We start from the raw sequence: 16,072 nt of genomic DNA, 5'->3' as shown, positions 1-16,072 counted from the left end.
TGGGAGCGGGTTTACCCGTGAATGCGTCAGTGGTGACAGCGAGAAAATCAGCCCGCCGCAGTGCCCAGAAACTTACGCAGGAACTGCCGCGTCCGTTCTTCCTTGGGATTGGCGAACAGCGCCTTGGCCTCGCCCTGCTCCACGATCACACCCTTGTCGAAGAAGATCACCCGGTTGGCCACGTCCCGGGCAAAACTCATCTCGTGGGTGACGATGATCATGGTGCGCTTCTCCTCGGCCAGGCCGCGGATGGTCGCCAGTACCTCGCCGACCAGCTCGGGGTCGAGCGCGGAGGTCGGTTCGTCGAAGAGGATCACCTCAGGCTCCATGGCCAGGGCCCGGGCGATGGCCACCCGTTGCTGCTGGCCGCCGGACAGGCGCCGTGGGTAGGCGTCTTCCTTGCCGGCCAGGCCGACCTTGGCCAGCAGGCGCCGGCCCAGTTCGACGGCTTTGTCCCGGGGCGTCTTCTTGACGATCACCGGCCCTTCGATGACGTTCTCCAGGGCGGTGCGGTGAGGGAACAGGTTGAAGTTCTGGAACACGAAACCGGCCTGCTGGCGCAGGCGGCGGATCGCGCCTTGCTGGCTGCCCAGCGAGCGGTTGGCGTCGATGCTGATGTCGCCGATCTGGATGCGTCCGGCGTCGGGCGTTTCCAGCAGGTTGAGGCAGCGCAGGAAGGTGGTCTTGCCCGAGCCGCTGGGGCCGATGATGGCCACCACTTCGCCGGGCTGGACGGTCAGGTCGATGCCGTTGAGCACGGTCTGGCCCTTGAACTGCTTGGTCAGGCCTTCTACTACGATCATCTTCAGTGCTCCTGGTCGTGCTGGTTGACCCGCGCTTCCATGCGGTTCTGGAAGTGCGCAAGGATGGTGCACAGGATCCAGTAGATCACTGCCACAGCCAGGTACATGGTGAAGACTTCGAAGGTCCGGGCGGTGATCAGCTGCGCCTGGCGGAACAGCTCAGGCACCTGGATGGTCGCCGCCAGGGCGGTGTCCTTGACCAGGGAAATGAAGCTGTTGCCCAGCGGCGGCAAGGCGGTGCGCATGGCCTGTGGCAGGATCGCCCGGCGCATGGCCTGGGTGCGGGTCATGCCGATGCTGGCGGCCGCTTCCCACTGGCCACGGTCGATCGAGGAGATCGCCGCGCGCAGGATTTCGCAGATGTACGCGGCCATGTTCAGCGAAAGGCCGATCAGCGAGGCCGGGATCGGGTCGAGCTCGATACCGATCTGCGGCATGCCGAAGTAGATCACGAACAACTGCACCAGCAGCGGCGTGCCCCGGAAGAACGAGACATACACCCGGGCCAGCCAGTCAAGCGGCAGGATCTTGGAGCGGCGCATCAGGGCCAGGGCGAAGCCCAGGACCAGGCCGAAGAACATGCCGCCGACACTGAGCAGCACCGTGTAACCCGCGCCCTTGAGCAAGAAGGGCGCGGAGTCGATGACAAGTTGCAGGCTTTCGGAAATCATTTAGTGACGTCGGCACCGAAGTATTTCTCGGACAGCTTGGCCAGGCTGCCATCGGCCTTGAGCTTGTCCAGCGCCTTGTTGATCGCCGCGAGCAGCTCAGGCTCGCCCTTGCGCAGGGCAACGCCCGACTCCAGGCGCGAGAAGGCTTCGCCGGCAAGTTCGGTGTCCTTGGCTTTCTGGGCGTATTCCAGGGCGGCCAGGCGGTCGATCAGGATCGCGTCGATGCGCCCGTTGCGCAGGTCGGCGAACTTGCTCGGGTCGTCTTCATAGGTGCGCACGTCGGCTTGCGGGACGTCCTTCTTCACCCACTGCTCGTAGTTGGTGCCCAGGCCTACGCCGACTTTCTTGCCAGCCAGGTCTGCGGCCTTGTGAATGTTCAGCTGCTCGGCTTTTTTCTTCAGGATCAGGGCCTGGATGCCAGAGATGGTGTAGGGCTCGGAGAAGTCATACTTCTTCTTGCGCTCGTCGGAGATGGTCACCTGGTTGATGACCACGTCCAGGCGCTTGGACTCCAGCGCGGCGAGGATGCCATCCCACTTGGTCGGCTGGAGCTTGACCTTGACGCCCAGCTCCTTGGCCAGCAGTTCGGACAGTTCCACCTCGAAGCCGGCGAGCTTGCCGTTCTCGTCAACGAAGCTGAACGGGGGGTAGGTGCCTTCCAGGCCGACGCTGATGCTGCCTTTTTCCTGGATGGTCTTGAGCTGCTCGCCAGCAAAGGCTTGGCTGAACAGGCCGGTACCCAGCAGGAGGGCCAGGCTGGCGTTGAGAAGAGGTTTGGCGAAGATGGTCATGTAGGGCCCCGCGCTTGTTGTGGAAGTAGTGGGTGGCGACTATAGAGGTGGCCTTTATAGGCCTGGAAATAATAAAAACTTCTTTTGTTATTTCTTTTTCTGATGTTTGTCAGATTTAGCAGCATTGAGGGTAGGCGAGGAATACACACTCTGTCAGTGCTGCTTATACCCGACTTAGCGCAGGATGGAATAAAGCGTTGTTTTTTCCAAGCACTGGATTTGCCGTACAGTGAATTCCATAGCGCGGCCGCGTTCATGAAGGCCCGCACAGCCTCGATCCAGGAGACCACCGTGAGCGAACATCCATCCACCGGACACTGGCAATTGCAGAGCATCGTTAGCGACCTGCGCAGCGCCCGTGAGCAATGGCGAACCCGCAATGGCCGCAGCAGCGGCGAGCAGGGCGGGCGCGAACTGCCTTCGCGCGAAGCGATGCGCCAGATTCTCGAGCAACTGTGTGGGGCGTTGTTCCCCATGCGCCTGGGGCCGGTGGACCTGCGCGAAGAGAGCGAAGACTTCTATGTCGGGCATACCCTGGATGCCGCGCTTACCGCGCTACTGGCCCAGGCGCGCCTGGAGCTGCGTTACGCCTCGCGCCACGGCAAGGCCGAGGTGAAGGACGTCGACGCCCACGCCTTGCAGTTGATCCAGGGCTTTGCCGCCGCGCTGCCGAACCTGCGCGTGCTGCTCGATACCGACGTGCTGGCCGCCTATCACGGCGACCCGGCGGCGCGCAGCGTCGATGAGGTGCTGCTGTGCTACCCGGGGATCCTGGCGATCATCCACCACCGCCTGGCCCACCACCTGTACCGCGCCGGCCTGCCGTTGCTGGCGCGGATCAGCTCGGAGCTGGCGCATTCGGCCACCGGCATCGACATCCACCCCGGCGCCCAGATCGGCCCGAGCTTCTTCATCGACCATGGCACGGGCGTGGTGATCGGCGAGACCGCGATCATCGGCGAGCGAGTGCGCATCTATCAGGCCGTGACCCTGGGCGCCAAGCGCTTCCCGGCGGACGAAACCGGCATGCTGCACAAGGGCGAGCCGCGCCACCCGATCGTCGAGGACGATGTGGTCATCTATGCCGGGGCCACCATCCTCGGGCGGATCACCATCGGTAAGGGCTCGACCATCGGCGGCAATGTCTGGCTGACCCGCAGCGTGCCGGCCGAGAGCAACATCACCCAGGCGAATCTGCAGTTGGAGTGTGAAGGGCAGAAATAGTCAGGATCAGACGCCTTCTATCTCGCCCGGTTCGCGGGTAAACCGCGCCTACAGGTTCGGCGCTGATGCCAAGATCGTGCTGGACTTGTAGGCGCGGTTTACCCGCGAACGTGTCGGAATTCACTGCAAATAATGGGTTCAGCGGTCGGGCAAGGTCGCGTTGAAAGCCGATCCGTGTTTAACTTGAACGCTTGTTCAAAGTAAAAACGCTGGTCCATTGCCGGTGTTCAACAGGAGGATCCCCTTTGCTGAACCCGTTCAATCCGAGTCTTTCACCGCTGCATGAGGTGCGCGCCCAATGAGTGCACCGACCCCCTCCCTTGCCAATGGCAAGATCCGCATGAACCCTCCGGTGTTCTACTTCGCGGCAAGCTTTATCCTCATCTTCGGCCTGATGGTCATCGCCAATCCCAAAGCGGCGGGCGATTGGTTGCTGGCGGCGCAGAACTGGGCGGCCAACACGGTCGGCTGGTACTACATGCTGGCCATGACCCTGTACCTGGTCTTCGTGGTGGTCACCGCCTTGTCGGGCTACGGCAAGATCAAGCTCGGTGCCGACCACGACGAACCCGAATTCAGTTACCTGTCCTGGGCCGGCATGCTGTTCGCCGCCGGCATCAGCATCACCTTGTTCTTCTTCTGCGTTTCCGAACCGCTCACCCACATGCTGCAACCGCCCCAGGGCGAGGGTGGCACGGTGGAGGCCGGGCGTCAGGCGATGGAACTGCTGTTCCTGCACTGGGGCCTGCATGGCTGGGGTGTGTTCGCCTTCGTCGGCATGGCGCTGGCGTACTTTGCCTACCGCCACAACTTGCCATTGGCGCTGCGCTCGGCGCTGTATCCCTTGATCGGCAAGCGCATCAACGGGCCGATCGGCTACGCGGTCGATGGCTTCGGCATCATCGCCACGGTGTTTGGCCTGGGGGCCGACATGGGCTTTGGCGTGCTGCACCTGAATGCCGGCCTGGATTACCTGTTCGGTATCAGCCACAGCCAGTGGATACAGGTGCTGCTCATTGTCCTGATGATGGGCGCGGCGGTGGCCGTGGCGGTCGCCGGGGTGGAAAAAGGCGTGCGGGTGATGAGCGACATCAACCTGTTCCTGGCCTGCGCGCTGCTGCTGTTCGTGCTGTTCGCCGGGCCCACCCAGCACCTGTTCAACACCTTGATCCAGAACCTGGGCGACTACCTCGGCGCCTTGCCGCGCAAGAGCTTCGATGTCTATGCCTACGGCGAGAACCGCGACTGGCTGGGCGGCTGGACCGTGTTCTATTGGGCCTGGTGGATTGCCTGGGCGCCGTTCGTGGGGCTGTTCATCGCGCGTATCTCCCGTGGTCGGACCATCCGCGAGTTCGTCTTCGGCGTGCTGTTGATCCCGCTGGGCTTCACCCTGGCGTGGATGTCGATTTTCGGCAACAGCGCCATGACCCAGGTGCTCGACCATGGCATGACCGCCCTGGGCCAGTCGGCCCTGGAAAACCCGTCCATGAGCCTGTACCTGCTGCTGGAAACCTACCCGTGGAGCAAGACCGTGATCGCGGTGACGGTGTTCATCAGCTTCGTGTTCTTCGTCACGTCGGCGGACTCGGGCACCGTGGTGCTCTCCACGCTGTCGGCCAAGGGCGGCGACGCGGATGAAGATGGCCCGAACTGGCTGCGCATCTTCTGGGGCGCCATGACCGCGCTGATCACCAGCAGCCTGCTGTTCGCCGGGAGCATCGACTCGCTCAAGTCAGCGGTGGTGCTGACGTCATTGCCGTTCTCGCTGATCCTGCTGTGCATGATGTGGGGGCTGCACAAGGCGTTCTACCTGGAGTCCCAGCGCCAGATCGCGCAGATGCACTCGCTGGCGCCGTTCGCCGTGTCGCGCCGTGGCCGAGGTGGCTGGCGCCAGCGCCTGAGCCAGGCGGTGCATTTCCCGTCACGCGACGAGGTGTACCGCTTCATGGACGACGTGGTGCGCCCGGCCATTGGCGAGGTCACCGAGGTGTTCGTGCAGAAGGGTTTGAACGTGATCACCCAGGACGACCCGAGCCACGACAACGTCAGCCTGAAGATCGGCCTGGGCGAAGAGCAGCCGTTCATCTACCAAGTGCAGATGCGCGGGTACTTCACCCCGTCGTTCGCCTTGGCCGGGTTGGGCACCCAGGAGTTGAAGAACCGCCGTTACTACCGCGCCGAGGTGCATCTGTCCGAAGGTAGCCAGAACTACGACCTGGTGGGCTACAACAAGGAGCAGATCATCAACGACATCCTCGACCAGTATCAGCGGCACATGCAGTTCCTGCATCTGGTCCGGTAGCCCATTGGGGCTCTTTCGCGGCACAAGGAGGAGCAACCTTGTGCCGCGAAGGGAGGCCAAAGGCCTTCCCGAGGTCCATCAGAACGGCGCATCTCCCAGGATGGTCGCCCGATGCATCACCCGCCGGCTCGGCCGGTAGTCATCCACTGCATAGTGCTGGGTCACCCGGTTGTCCCAGAACGCCACGTCGTTCTCCTGCCACCGCCAGCGAATCGTGAATTCGGGGCGGGTCGCATGGGCGAACAGCAGCTTGAGCAGGGCCTCGCTTTCTTGCTCATTCAGCTCGTTGATCCGCGTGGTGAACCCTTCGTTGACGAACAGCGCCTTGCGCCCGCTCACCGGGTGGGTACGTACCACCGGGTGCGACAGTGGCGGGTTGTTGCGTCGGGTGGCCTCCCAGCGGGCCAGGTCTTCGGGTGTGGTGCCGAAGCGCTCAAGCGGAAAGGACTTGGTGAAATCGTGGGTGGCGCTCAAGCCATCGAGCATCTCCCGCAGCGGTGCCGACAGGGCCTCGAAGGCGGCAATGCCGCTGGCCCACAGGGTGTCGCCGCCAAAGGCCGGCAACTGCTTGGCACTGAGCACCGCACCCAGGGCGGGCGTGGGCAGGAAGGTCACGTCGGTGTGCCAGACCGCATTGTCGCGCACGTCGGTGACCGCCGTGTCGAGGACCAGCACTTGCGGGGTATCCGGCACATTGGGGTAGATCGGGTGGATGTGCAGGTCGCCGAAGCGTGCGGCGAAGCGGGCCTGTTGCTCAGGGGTGATGGGCTGGTCTCGGAAGAACAGCACCTGGTGCTTGAGCAGCGCCTGCTCGATGGCATCGCATTGCTCGACGCTGATGTCGCGGGAGAGGTCCACGCCACTGATCTGGGCGCCGAGCGCTGGGCTCAGGGGGGTAATGGTCAGGCTCATGTCGGTCTCGCTTGAACGGTGTACCAGTCGGTAAGCTAGGGCGGTGGCGTCTTCGCGGGTAAACCCGCTTGTATGGTGATACTCGAAGGGGTGGTGGGACGAACAAACCGATTCTGACTGTTAGGCGCAGTACAGACCGTGGGAGACATCGCCCCACCCCTTCACCAAAGCGCCGATAAAGAATGCATCGTTTGCAAACGACGATAGAAGCAAGCCAGCGCCTCTTGGTGAAACCCCTCCGAGTTCAAAAACCATACCGTGGGAGTTCAGGCGATGGCAATGCGAGTAGACAATTTCATCATCGGCATCGATGTCGCCAAGGCTGAGCTGGTCTGTTATTACGAAGACTCCGCCCAACAGCAGACCGTTAGAAACACCAAGCCTGAAATCCAAAAGTGGCTGGCACTTCAGCCGGCCAATACCGCTATCTGCGTTGAAGCTACCAATGTTTACCATCTGGACCTGGTTGAGATGGCATACGAAAAGGGCTTCGCCGTCTATGTCGTCGACGGGTTTCAACTCAGCAACTACCGCAAGGGCGTTGGCGGACGCGTTAAAACCGATGCGTCCGATGCCTGCCTGCTGGCTCGCTTCCTGGATCGCGAGGGCAGTGCTCTTCGTCCTTGGTCGCCCCCTCCAGCTGTCTACGGCAAGCTCCAGAGCCTGCTCCGGCGCAGAGCAGCGCTGGTTTCGGCGCGGACAAGTCTGACTCAGAGCTGGGGCAATGAAATGTCGCTCAAAGAGGCGTTCAACAGCTTTGCCAAGCACTTCGAGTCGCTTGATCTTCTGATCCAGAAACGCCTGAAGGTCTTGGTAAAAGAGGCTGGCCTAGCCGAACAAGTCGCCCGCTGTCAGAAAGTTGAAGGGATTGGCTTCCTGACCGCTGTTGCCCTCGTCACCGCATTTATTCGGGGCGAATTCAAGAACAGTGATTCATACATCGCTTTTCTAGGCATGGACCTGAAAGTTGCAGATTCCGGCCAAAAGGCCGGACGTCGACGGTTGACCAAGCGGGGTTGTTCAGAGATCCGTCGATTACTGCATAACGCCGCCATGGCGGCCAGTAGGTCTGCGGCCTGGAAAGACGTCTACGAGCACTATCGCCGGGCAGGTAAGGCAACGACTCAGGCCCTGGTTATCTTGTCACGCAAGCTCGCCAGAGTTGCATTCGCCTTGATGAAGACCCAAGGCGAATACGTCAGCAAAGGGGCAAAAAAGCTTTGCCCTCAACCATAGAATCTCCCACAAGGCGTTCACCCAATCTGTGAGGGCGGGTTTACCCGCGAAAGGCGTTGTAGGGTCAGTGGCTTTGCCCGTGCCAGGGCACCAGCTTGCGCTGGAGGACGCGCAGGCCCATCTCCAGGGCGAAGGCGATCAGGGCGATCAGCAAGATCCCCAGCACCACCACGTCGGTGACCAAGAACTGCGCCGCCGACTGCACCATGAAGCCCAGGCCGCTGGTGGCGGCGATCAGTTCGGCGGCCACCAGGGTCGACCAGCCGACCCCAAGGCCGATGCGAATGCCGGTGAGGATGTCGGGTAGAGCGCTGGGCAGGATCACATGGCGGATCAACTGCGCCTTGGTCGCGCCCAGGGACTGGGCGGCGCGCAGCTTGGCCGGGTCGACGGTACGCACGCCGGTGGCGGTGGCGATGGCGATCGGGGCGAAGATGGCCAGATAGATCAACAGCACCTTCGACAATTCGCCGATGCCGCACCAGATCACGATCAGCGGCAGGTAGGCCAGCGGCGGGATCGGCCGGTAGAACTCGATCAGTGGGTCGAGGATGCCGCGGGCGACGCGGTTGTGGCCGATGGCCAAGCCGATCGGGATGGCGGTCAGGGTCGCGGCGAGCAGGGCCAGGCCGATTCGCCCCAGGCTTGCGCCCAGGTGCTGCCAGAGGCTGGCGTCCATGTAGCCTTGGGTGAGCAGGGTCCAGGCCTTGGCCAGGATGTCGGCGGGCGAGGGCAGGAACAGCGGCTCGATCCAGCCGGCGGCGGTCACCAGCCACCAGGCCAGCAGCAGGCTGGCCAGGGTCAGGGCACTGATCCAGCGGGTGGCCAACGGGCGGCGTACCTTAGCGGTGCGGGTTGGCCGGGCGACTGGTTTGTCGGCGGCCGTCAGGTCCAGGCTGCTCATGCGGACTCCTGCCGGTGGTCGGCTTCGCGTTGGGAGAACACTCGCGCCAGCACGTGCTCGCGGGTCTTGATGAAACGAGGATCGGACTTGATCGCCCGGGCCGACTCGCCGGCGGCGTAGCGCAGGCCGAAATCCAGGTGCAGGCGTTCGACCACGCGCCCCGGGTTGGGCGCCAGCAGCACCAGCTCGCTGGCCAGGAACACAGCCTCCTCGATGTCGTGGGTGATCAGGAACACCGGCTTGGCGGTGCGCTGCCAGACCTGCAGCAGCAATTCCTGCATCTGCTCGCGGGTGAAGGCGTCGAGGGCGCCGAAGGGCTCGTCCATCAGCAGCACGCGCGGGTTGGCGGCCAGCGCCCGGGCCAGGCCCACACGTTGTTTCTGGCCACCAGAGAGTTGCCAGATGCGGCGTTCGCCAAGCCCAGCCAGATCGACCAGCGCCAGCAGCTCACGGGCCTTGGCTTCGCGCTCGGCGCGGGGGATACCGGCCAGCTCCAGGCCAAAGGCCACATTGGCCAGAACATCCTGCCAGGGCAGCAGCGCGTCATCCTGGAACACCACGCCGCGCTCGGCCCCCGGGCCTTCGACCGGCTTGCCGTCGAGGGTGATGCGCCCGGCGCTGGGGGCGACGAAGCCGGCGATGAGGTTGAGCAGCGAGGTCTTGCCGCTGCCGGAAGGGCCCAGGGCCACCAGCAACTGGCGGGGTCCCAGACTCAGGTTGATGTCGGTCAGCACCGGGGCATCGGTGCCGGGGTACTGTGCGCTGATGCGCTCCAGTTCGAGCAAGGCCATGGTGGGCTCCGTCGTGTCGTGCGAGGGTGGGAGGCTGTGCGGTTCTGTGGGAGCGGGTTTACCCGCGAATGCTGTTTTGAATTCACCGACGCATTCGCGGGTAAACCCGTTCCCACATGTTCTGCGCTGCTCTCGATAACACCGCTGTACCTGTGGGAGAGCTGGGTCAGTTGGGCAGGTACTGGGCGCTGACGTAGGGGGAATAGTCCGGCAGTACCGCTTCGACCTTGCCTTGTTGCTTGAGGAAGGTGGCCGTGTCGGTCAATGCCTGGGTGGTCGGTGCGCCCAAAGCGTTGGCCTGGTCGGTGGCCAGCGGGTAGACGTTGCCTTGCAGCAGTACCGGGATGTCGGCGGGCTTGGCACCGGACAGTTTGGCCAGTTTGCCGACGTTGTCGGGGTTGGCCAGCCAGGCTTTCGGGTCCTTGCGGTAGTCGGCGTAGGCGTCGAGGGTGACCTTGGCGAACGACTTGACGATGTCCGGGTGCTTGGCGGCGAAGTCCTTGCGCACGATCCACGCATCGAAGGTCGGGGCGCCTTTGCTGGCCAGCTCGCCGGAGGTGATCAGTACTTTGCCGTTTTCCTTGGCCACGCCCAGGGCCGGGTCCCAGACGTAGGTGGCATCGATGTCACCCCGTTTCCAGGCGGCGATGATCGCCGGCGGCGCGAGGTTGAGGATCTGCACCTTGGCTGGGTCGATATTCCAGGCCTTGAGCGCGGCCAACAGGCTGTAGTGACCGGTGGAAACGAACGGCACGGCGACTTTCTTGCCGACCAGATCCTGCGGGGTCTTGATGCTGTCGCGGGCCACCAGCGCTTCGCCTGCGCCAATCTGTGTGGCGATCAGGAAGGTTTCCACCGGCAGCTTGCGGGTGGCCGCGGCGGCCAGAGGGCTGGAGCCCAGGTAGCCGATCTGTACGTCGCCGGAGGCCACGGCGGTAATCACGTCGGCGCCGTTGTCGAACTTGCGCCAGTCGATGCTGGCCTTGCTGGCTTTTTCATAGGTGCCATCGACCTGGGCGACCTTGGCTGGGTCGACGGTGGTCTGGTACGCGACGGTCAGGTCGGCCGCTTGAGCGAGCCAGCTGGCGCTGGCGAGGGTCAGGGCGGCGAACAGGCGCAACGGAGTGTGCGGGATCATGGATAAGCTCCTCGTCAGGCAAATCAGGGTGGGTTGACGAAGAGACTAATTGATCTAAGAAATCAAAAATAAATAACTTATTGGCATTAGCTTAGGTGTCAATCGTCAGGGTTTTTGAGCGAGGAGTCAGCTTCGCTGGCGAAGCCTGGAATGGCAGCTACGCTTTTTCGGTTTTGCGGGGATGTGAAGTCGGTTATTGGCAAACGTTTGCACATAACCAATAGGAATAAGAAAATATGTTCTATACAGCTAATGGGAGCAAAGGTTCCAAATATATTCCTTAAAAATCTTAAAAAGTCATAAAACGGTCATTTTGGATTTATAGGATTGTCATTATCCTGTGGCGCAAGCGGCGTCTTAGACCAAAGTCGCGAAACGATTGGTAACGATTGACTTCGCAGACACTGTTTGGTGCTAAATCGCCCAATCCAAGGCGAGCGGGGCAACAGATCCTGCCGCTTGAGATGTACAAAAATTAGAACGTAGAGGAGCAAAACATGTACAAGTCCAGCCTGGCCCTGGCCGTGGCATTGGGGGTTCTCGCCCAGCAAGCAGGTGCTGCCGGTTTCGTTGAGGACAGCAAGCTGTCCGTCAGCTCGCGCACCATGTATTTCAATAACGACAACCGTGAAGCTCACAAGGATAAGCCACGCGCCGACCAGCGCGAGTCTGGCCAGGGTTTCAAAGTTGATTACATCTCGGGCTTTACTGAAGGCACCGTCGGTTTCGGTGTCGATGCCCAAGCGCTGTGGGGTATCCACCTCGATGGCGGTGGGGGCTACCACGGCAGTGGCTTCTTCCCGAACGATGGCGATAAGTCCGCCAATCAGTGGGCGCGTTTTGGTGCCAACGCCAAGGCCCGCTTCTCGAAGACCGAAGCGCACTTCGGTAGCGCCCTGGCGCCAAACTTGCCGATCCTGGTTTCCAACGACGGTCGTCTGCTGCCGCAAACCTTCGAAGGGGGCACCATCACCTCGAAGGAAATCGACAACCTGACCATCAACGCCGGTCAGCTGACCCACGCCATGGGTCGTGCCTCGAGCAACCGTACCGGTCTGTCGGTCGCTGGCGCTTCGCAGGACAGCAACAAGTTCCGTTACGGCGGCTTGGACTACAAGCTGACCAAAGACCTCACCCTGCAGTACTACTACTCGAACCTGGAAGATTTCTACAAACAGCACTTCCTGGGTCTGACTCACCTCTACCAGATCGCTCCCGACCAGTCCTTCAAGACTGACCTGCGCTACTTCGATAGCAGCAAGGACGGCAAGAACGGTGAGGCTGGCTACGCCTTCGACAACAACAAAGGTTATGCCAAGAACAAGGGCGAAGTGGACAACAAGACCTGGTCTGCCATGTTCACCTACACCTTGGGCAGCCACGCGCTCATGCTCGGTCACCAACAAATCAGCGATGACGGTGGTTTCGTATGGTTGAACCAAGGCAGTGTGGTCGACAGTAATGGGGATAGCGAAGGTGCTGGTGGCTCCAGCTTCTACCTGTTCTCCGACAGCATGATCAACCAGTTCGCCAAGGCCGGTGAAAACACCACTTTCGGCCAGTATTCCTATGACTTCGCAGGCCTGGGCGTGCCTGGCCTGAAGGCTTCGGTCGCATACCTGCGTGGTCGCGATGGCCGCAACGCCGACGGCCATGGCACCTTCAGCGAATGGGAACGTGATGCGCGTATCGACTACGTGCTGCAGGAAGGTACTCTCAAAGGCCTGGGCTTCAGCCTGCGCCAGGGTGTATATCGCGGTACGGGTGCAAGCTCCGCGAACGATCAGGACCAGACTCGCTTCATCGTCAACTACACTTACGCCTTCATGTAAGTCGTAGCTGCACAAAAAGCCTCGCCTAGCGCGAGGCTTTTTTATGTCTGCGATTCGTTATGTTTGCAGGTTATAAATAAATCAATATTTATTCTTTTTGTTTTTAATCGAATGCAGGCACATTGAACCCACAGACCAGACACAGCACAGGAGCCCCCTCCCATGAGCCTCAAACTCGGTGACATCGCCCCCGATTTCGAACAGGAATCCAGCGCCGGCAAGATCCGTTTCCACGAATGGTTGGGCAATAGCTGGGGTGTGCTGTTCTCCCACCCGGCCGACTTCACCCCAGTGTGCACCACCGAGCTGGGGTTGACCGCCAAGCTCAAGGACGAATTCGCCAAGCGCGGCGTCAAGGCCATCGCCTTGTCGGTGGACCCGGTCGACTCCCACACCCGCTGGATCGATGACATCAACGAGACCCAGAACACCGTGGTCAACTTCCCGATCCTCGCCGATGCCGATCGCAAGGTCTCCGACCTGTACGACCTAATCCACCCCAACGCCAGCGACACCCTGACGGTGCGCTCGCTGTTCGTCATCGACCCCAACAAGAAGGTGCGCCTGACCATCACCTACCCGGCCAGCACTGGGCGCAACTTCAACGAAATTCTGCGGGTGATCGACTCGCTGCAACTGACCGACAACCACAAGGTGGCCACGCCGGCGAACTGGCAGGATGGCGACGAGGTGGTGATCGTGCCTTCATTGAAAGACGAAGATGAAATCAAGCAGCGCTTCCCCAAAGGGTATCGGGCGGTCAAACCCTATCTGCGCCTGACCCCGCAACCGAATCGTTAAGGAATCCTCGTTGCATTGCTCTTAGCCATAGCAGGGATCTTTGGGCCGTTTCGACGGCCCTTTTTTATGCGCGGAGATTGGCGGTGTCTCCTGTAGGAGCGTGCCGACCTCCAATGTGTCGGATATTTCCGAACCTCAAGCCAAGCGCTTCAGCCTTTTGCAAGTAACGACCTATCCTACGCACCTGCCGGAAGCTGCTGCATTGTTGGGGTCACACCCCAGGGATAACGTCGCCGGGTCGTCCTGTTTGGCGACCGGGTGTGAGAACCCGAAGACAGCTAAGGTTTCGGCATTTCCGTTATGGCAGCCGTGTACGGGCAGACCTCGGTCTGGCCGGGTTTTCCTTGTGTCCCGGTTTCTCACCCTGTGCACGGCTGCCACCTTGATCTCGTGAGAAAGAACCTGGGTGGTGGTTCCAACACCACATGAGGAATTTTTGAGCGATGACCGACAACTCAAGTACATGGAAAACCGCAGGCGTCCAGACCTGCCTGGACCTGTACCGCATCCAACCCGACATCCCCTTCCAACAAGCCTTCGACGAACTCTCCGTGTTGCTCGGGTGCATCCGCCATCTGACCTGCGAGGCGGAGATGGAAGGCGACCAGATGTCAGGCAGCGCCGCCCGGATCCTCAGTGCCATGGCCAAGGCATTGATCGACGATATGGAAGTTGGGATGAATCGGGGCTGTGATTAGTGGCTCCGAGGCGCCTTTTCCGCGGGTAAACCCGCTCCCACAAGGATCACCGCCCGCCCTGTGGGAGCGGGTTCATCCGCGAATGCGCCAGTACATTCGCTACCGCATCCACAGGAGCATCCGCCGAAATCACGGTTTCGCAAAAATGGAATAAATAAATGAAAAAATATGATTTCTAGATATATGTGACCGCCTGTTAATGTCGATTCCATTCCAGCGGGGCCAACTCCTCGCGGCCCTGCAATCGAATCGAAGGAAGCGTTTTCATGCTGGTTGTTTCTCTCGGTGGTAGCCCCAGTACCCGTTCACGCTCCGGCGTGCTGCTTGAGCGCTCGCGCCAGTGGCTGCAGGATCGGGGGGTGGAGGTGGTGACCTTCCAGGTGCGCGAATTCCCGGCCGAGGACTTGCTCCACGCCCGCTTCGACAGCCCGCAGGTTCAGCACTTCCAGCAGCTGGTGGCCCAGGCCGATGGCCTGGTGGTCGCCACCCCGGTGTACAAGGCGTCATTCGCCGGTGCGCTGAAAACCCTGCTCGACCTGCTGCCTGAGCGTGCCCTGGAGCATAAGGTGGTCTTGCCGATCGCCACCGGTGGCAGCATCGCTCACATGCTGGCGGTGGACTACGCACTCAAACCGGTGCTCTCGGCACTCAAGGCGCAGGAGACCCTGCAAGGGATCTTCGCCGACGACAGCCAGATCGCCTACGGCGAGCACGGCAAGCCCGCGCAACTGGCCGCCGCCCTCGAGGCCCGGCTCGAGGACTCATTGGAGTTGTTCCACAGCGCCCTGGCCCGACGCCCCAAACCCGTGGCCCCGGGCGTGCTCAACGAACGCCTGCTCACTGCCCGCTGGAGCATCTGAGCCGGCCTCATCGCTTCACCGTTTTTCCCACCTTACTCGCCCGTCAACGGGCAAGCAGGTGCAACCCGAACCCAACTCGCACAGGAGAGCGCCATGCGCACAGTCTTCTTGCGTCGTGGTCTGGTCGCCCTGTTTGCGGCGGCTGTGTCCTTCGGCGCCATCACCCAGGCCCAGGCAGAAAGCCTGCGTATTGGTTATCAGAAATACGGCACCCTGGTGCTGCTCAAGGCCAAGGGCTCGCTGGAAAAGCGCCTGGCCGAGCAGGGCATCCAGGTGCAATGGACCGAATTCCCCGGCGGTCCTCAACTGCTCGAAGGGCTGAACGTCGGCTCCATCGATTTCGGCGTCACTGGCGAAACCCCACCAGTGTTCGCCCAGGCTGCCGGTGCCGACCTGCTCTATGTGGCCTATGAGCCGCCTGCGCCGCACAGCGAGGCGATCCTGGTGCCCAAGGGTTCGCCCGTGCAGTCGGTGAAGGACCTCAAAGGCAAGAAGGTCGCCTTCAACAAAGGCTCCAACGTCCATTACCTGCTGGTCCGCGCTCTGGAAGACGCAGGCCTGAAGTACAGCGACATCCAGCCGGTGTACCTGCCACCCGCCGACGCCCGCGCGGCCTTCGAGCGTGGCAGCGTCGATGCCTGGGTCATCTGGGATCCGTACCAGGCCGCTGCCGAGCAGCAACTACAAGCCCGCACCCTGCGCGACGGCAAAGGGCTGGTCGACAACCACCAGTTTTACCTGGCCTCCCGCAAGTACGCCACGTCGCATCCGGCGGTGATCCAGACCTTGGTCGATGAAGTGCGTGCCATTGGCCAGTGGTCTCAGGCCAACCCACAGGAGGTCACCGATCAGGTCGCCCCGCTGCTGGGGCTGCCTGCCGATATCACCCTTACCTCGGTCAAGCGCCAGGGCTTCGGTGCCACGCCGCTCACGCCAGAGGTGGTCGCCGCACAGCAGAAGATCGCCGATACCTTCCAGGCCCTGAAGCTGATTCCCAAGCCCTTGAGCATCAAGGACGTGATCTGGACACCCCCCGCCAAGGTCGCCACCGCGCCTTGATCGATTCGCTGCGGTCGGGGCTGGGCCCCGGCTTGAGCCACACCTGAGGA

At 61.7% G+C, this 16,072-nt stretch carries 15 protein-coding genes; 8 read left to right on the top strand and 7 right to left on the bottom strand.

The window, feature by feature from the left end:
• Positions 1 to 47 precede the first annotated feature (47 nt).
• From tcyN to tcyJ, 3 genes are read right to left on the bottom strand one after another with little or no spacing between them, the layout of a single operon-like run.
• Positions 48 to 803 (bottom strand): L-cystine ABC transporter ATP-binding protein TcyN, encoded by a 756-nt coding sequence (gene tcyN / locus IEC33019_RS25860; RefSeq protein ID WP_043208268.1) that lies wholly within the window; start codon positions 801 to 803, stop codon positions 48 to 50.
• Between the two features lie 2 nt (positions 804 to 805).
• Positions 806 to 1,474, bottom strand: a complete 669-nt coding sequence (gene tcyL / locus IEC33019_RS25855; RefSeq protein ID WP_070090823.1) for a cystine ABC transporter permease — start codon at positions 1,472 to 1,474, stop codon at positions 806 to 808.
• Positions 1,471 to 2,265: a cystine ABC transporter substrate-binding protein gene (tcyJ, locus tag IEC33019_RS25850; RefSeq protein WP_070090822.1), complete on the bottom strand. Its 795-nt coding sequence runs from the start codon at positions 2,263 to 2,265 to the stop codon at positions 1,471 to 1,473. Before tcyJ ends, tcyL begins: the two co-directional genes overlap by 4 nt.
• A 291-nt stretch (positions 2,266 to 2,556) precedes the next feature.
• Between tcyJ and epsC the strand changes: the two genes are divergently transcribed.
• Both epsC and betT read left to right on the top strand, forming a co-directional pair.
• Positions 2,557 to 3,489 (top strand): serine O-acetyltransferase EpsC, encoded by a 933-nt coding sequence (epsC, locus tag IEC33019_RS25845; RefSeq protein WP_070090856.1) that lies wholly within the window; start codon positions 2,557 to 2,559, stop codon positions 3,487 to 3,489.
• A gap of 340 nt (positions 3,490 to 3,829) precedes the next feature.
• Positions 3,830 to 5,791 (top strand): choline transporter BetT, encoded by a 1,962-nt coding sequence (gene betT, locus IEC33019_RS25840; RefSeq protein ID WP_170831710.1) that lies wholly within the window; start codon positions 3,830 to 3,832, stop codon positions 5,789 to 5,791.
• 78 nt (positions 5,792 to 5,869) lie between these two features.
• Here the strand turns inward: betT and tauD are convergent, their stop codons facing one another.
• Positions 5,870 to 6,703, bottom strand: coding sequence for a taurine dioxygenase (gene tauD, locus IEC33019_RS25835; RefSeq protein WP_070090820.1), 834 nt, complete (start codon positions 6,701 to 6,703; stop codon positions 5,870 to 5,872).
• Between the two features lie 273 nt (positions 6,704 to 6,976).
• On the opposite strand from tauD, the gene IEC33019_RS25830 reads away from it, so the two are divergent.
• Positions 6,977 to 7,939, top strand: coding sequence for an IS110 family transposase (locus IEC33019_RS25830; protein WP_099593050.1), 963 nt, complete (start codon positions 6,977 to 6,979; stop codon positions 7,937 to 7,939).
• 64 nt (positions 7,940 to 8,003) lie between these two features.
• Here the strand turns inward: IEC33019_RS25830 and tauC are convergent, their stop codons facing one another.
• From tauC to tauA, 3 genes are all read right to left on the bottom strand, one after another.
• Entirely contained in the window at positions 8,004 to 8,843 is an 840-nt protein-coding gene (gene tauC, locus IEC33019_RS25825; RefSeq protein WP_070090819.1) for a taurine ABC transporter permease TauC, read from the bottom strand.
• A complete protein-coding gene (gene tauB, locus IEC33019_RS25820; protein WP_070090818.1) occupies positions 8,840 to 9,634 on the bottom strand; it encodes a taurine ABC transporter ATP-binding subunit in 795 nt (264 codons plus the stop codon). The genes tauC and tauB overlap by 4 nt, the downstream gene beginning before the upstream one ends.
• A gap of 166 nt (positions 9,635 to 9,800) precedes the next feature.
• A complete protein-coding gene (gene tauA / locus IEC33019_RS25815; protein WP_070090817.1) occupies positions 9,801 to 10,772 on the bottom strand; it encodes a taurine ABC transporter substrate-binding protein in 972 nt (323 codons plus the stop codon).
• 497 nt (positions 10,773 to 11,269) lie between these two features.
• Here tauA and IEC33019_RS25810 point away from each other — a divergent pair, with 497 nt between their 5' ends.
• From IEC33019_RS25810 to IEC33019_RS25790, 5 genes are all read left to right on the top strand, one after another.
• Complete coding sequence (locus IEC33019_RS25810) at positions 11,270 to 12,604, top strand: OprD family outer membrane porin (protein WP_070090816.1); 1,335 nt, start codon at positions 11,270 to 11,272, stop codon at positions 12,602 to 12,604.
• Positions 12,605 to 12,766: 162 nt separating this feature from the next.
• Positions 12,767 to 13,405 carry a peroxiredoxin gene (locus IEC33019_RS25805; protein ID WP_043208283.1) on the top strand — a complete coding sequence of 213 codons (639 nt, stop codon included), beginning with the start codon at positions 12,767 to 12,769 and terminating at the stop codon, positions 13,403 to 13,405.
• A gap of 443 nt (positions 13,406 to 13,848) precedes the next feature.
• Positions 13,849 to 14,103, top strand: coding sequence for a DUF3077 domain-containing protein (locus IEC33019_RS25800; RefSeq protein ID WP_070090815.1), 255 nt, complete (start codon positions 13,849 to 13,851; stop codon positions 14,101 to 14,103).
• 266 nt (positions 14,104 to 14,369) lie between these two features.
• Entirely contained in the window at positions 14,370 to 14,963 is a 594-nt protein-coding gene (gene ssuE, locus IEC33019_RS25795; protein ID WP_070090814.1) for an NADPH-dependent FMN reductase, read from the top strand.
• A gap of 93 nt (positions 14,964 to 15,056) precedes the next feature.
• Complete coding sequence (locus IEC33019_RS25790; RefSeq protein WP_070090813.1) at positions 15,057 to 16,022, top strand: sulfonate ABC transporter substrate-binding protein; 966 nt, start codon at positions 15,057 to 15,059, stop codon at positions 16,020 to 16,022.
• Positions 16,023 to 16,072 lie beyond the last annotated feature (50 nt).

The sequence above is a fragment of the Pseudomonas putida genome (assembly GCF_002741075.1).
GTDB lineage: Bacteria > Pseudomonadota > Gammaproteobacteria > Pseudomonadales > Pseudomonadaceae > Aquipseudomonas > Aquipseudomonas putida_T.
The sequence above is the reverse complement of the archived record's forward strand: the minus strand, read 5'-3'. Positions and strand labels throughout refer to the sequence as shown.

Bases quoted from the DNA above. Each gene is read 5' to 3' on its own strand.
- tcyN (WP_043208268.1), bottom strand. From the start codon at position 803: ATGATCGTAGTAGAAGGCCTGACCAAGCAGTTCAAGGGCCAGACCGTG.
- tcyL (WP_070090823.1), bottom strand. From the start codon at position 1,474: ATGATTTCCGAAAGCCTGCAACTTGTCATCGACTCCGCGCCCTTCTTG.
- tcyJ (WP_070090822.1), bottom strand. From the start codon at position 2,265: ATGACCATCTTCGCCAAACCTCTTCTCAACGCCAGCCTGGCCCTCCTG.
- betT (WP_170831710.1), top strand. From the start codon at position 3,830: ATGAACCCTCCGGTGTTCTACTTCGCGGCAAGCTTTATCCTCATCTTC.
- tauD (WP_070090820.1), bottom strand. From the start codon at position 6,703: ATGAGCCTGACCATTACCCCCCTGAGCCCAGCGCTCGGCGCCCAGATC.
- IEC33019_RS25830 (WP_099593050.1), top strand. From the start codon at position 6,977: ATGGCAATGCGAGTAGACAATTTCATCATCGGCATCGATGTCGCCAAG.
- tauC (WP_070090819.1), bottom strand. From the start codon at position 8,843: ATGAGCAGCCTGGACCTGACGGCCGCCGACAAACCAGTCGCCCGGCCA.
- tauB (WP_070090818.1), bottom strand. From the start codon at position 9,634: ATGGCCTTGCTCGAACTGGAGCGCATCAGCGCACAGTACCCCGGCACC.
- tauA (WP_070090817.1), bottom strand. From the start codon at position 10,772: ATGATCCCGCACACTCCGTTGCGCCTGTTCGCCGCCCTGACCCTCGCC.
- IEC33019_RS25810 (WP_070090816.1), top strand. From the start codon at position 11,270: ATGTACAAGTCCAGCCTGGCCCTGGCCGTGGCATTGGGGGTTCTCGCC.
- IEC33019_RS25805 (WP_043208283.1), top strand. From the start codon at position 12,767: ATGAGCCTCAAACTCGGTGACATCGCCCCCGATTTCGAACAGGAATCC.
- IEC33019_RS25800 (WP_070090815.1), top strand. From the start codon at position 13,849: ATGACCGACAACTCAAGTACATGGAAAACCGCAGGCGTCCAGACCTGC.
- ssuE (WP_070090814.1), top strand. From the start codon at position 14,370: ATGCTGGTTGTTTCTCTCGGTGGTAGCCCCAGTACCCGTTCACGCTCC.
- IEC33019_RS25790 (WP_070090813.1), top strand. From the start codon at position 15,057: ATGCGCACAGTCTTCTTGCGTCGTGGTCTGGTCGCCCTGTTTGCGGCG.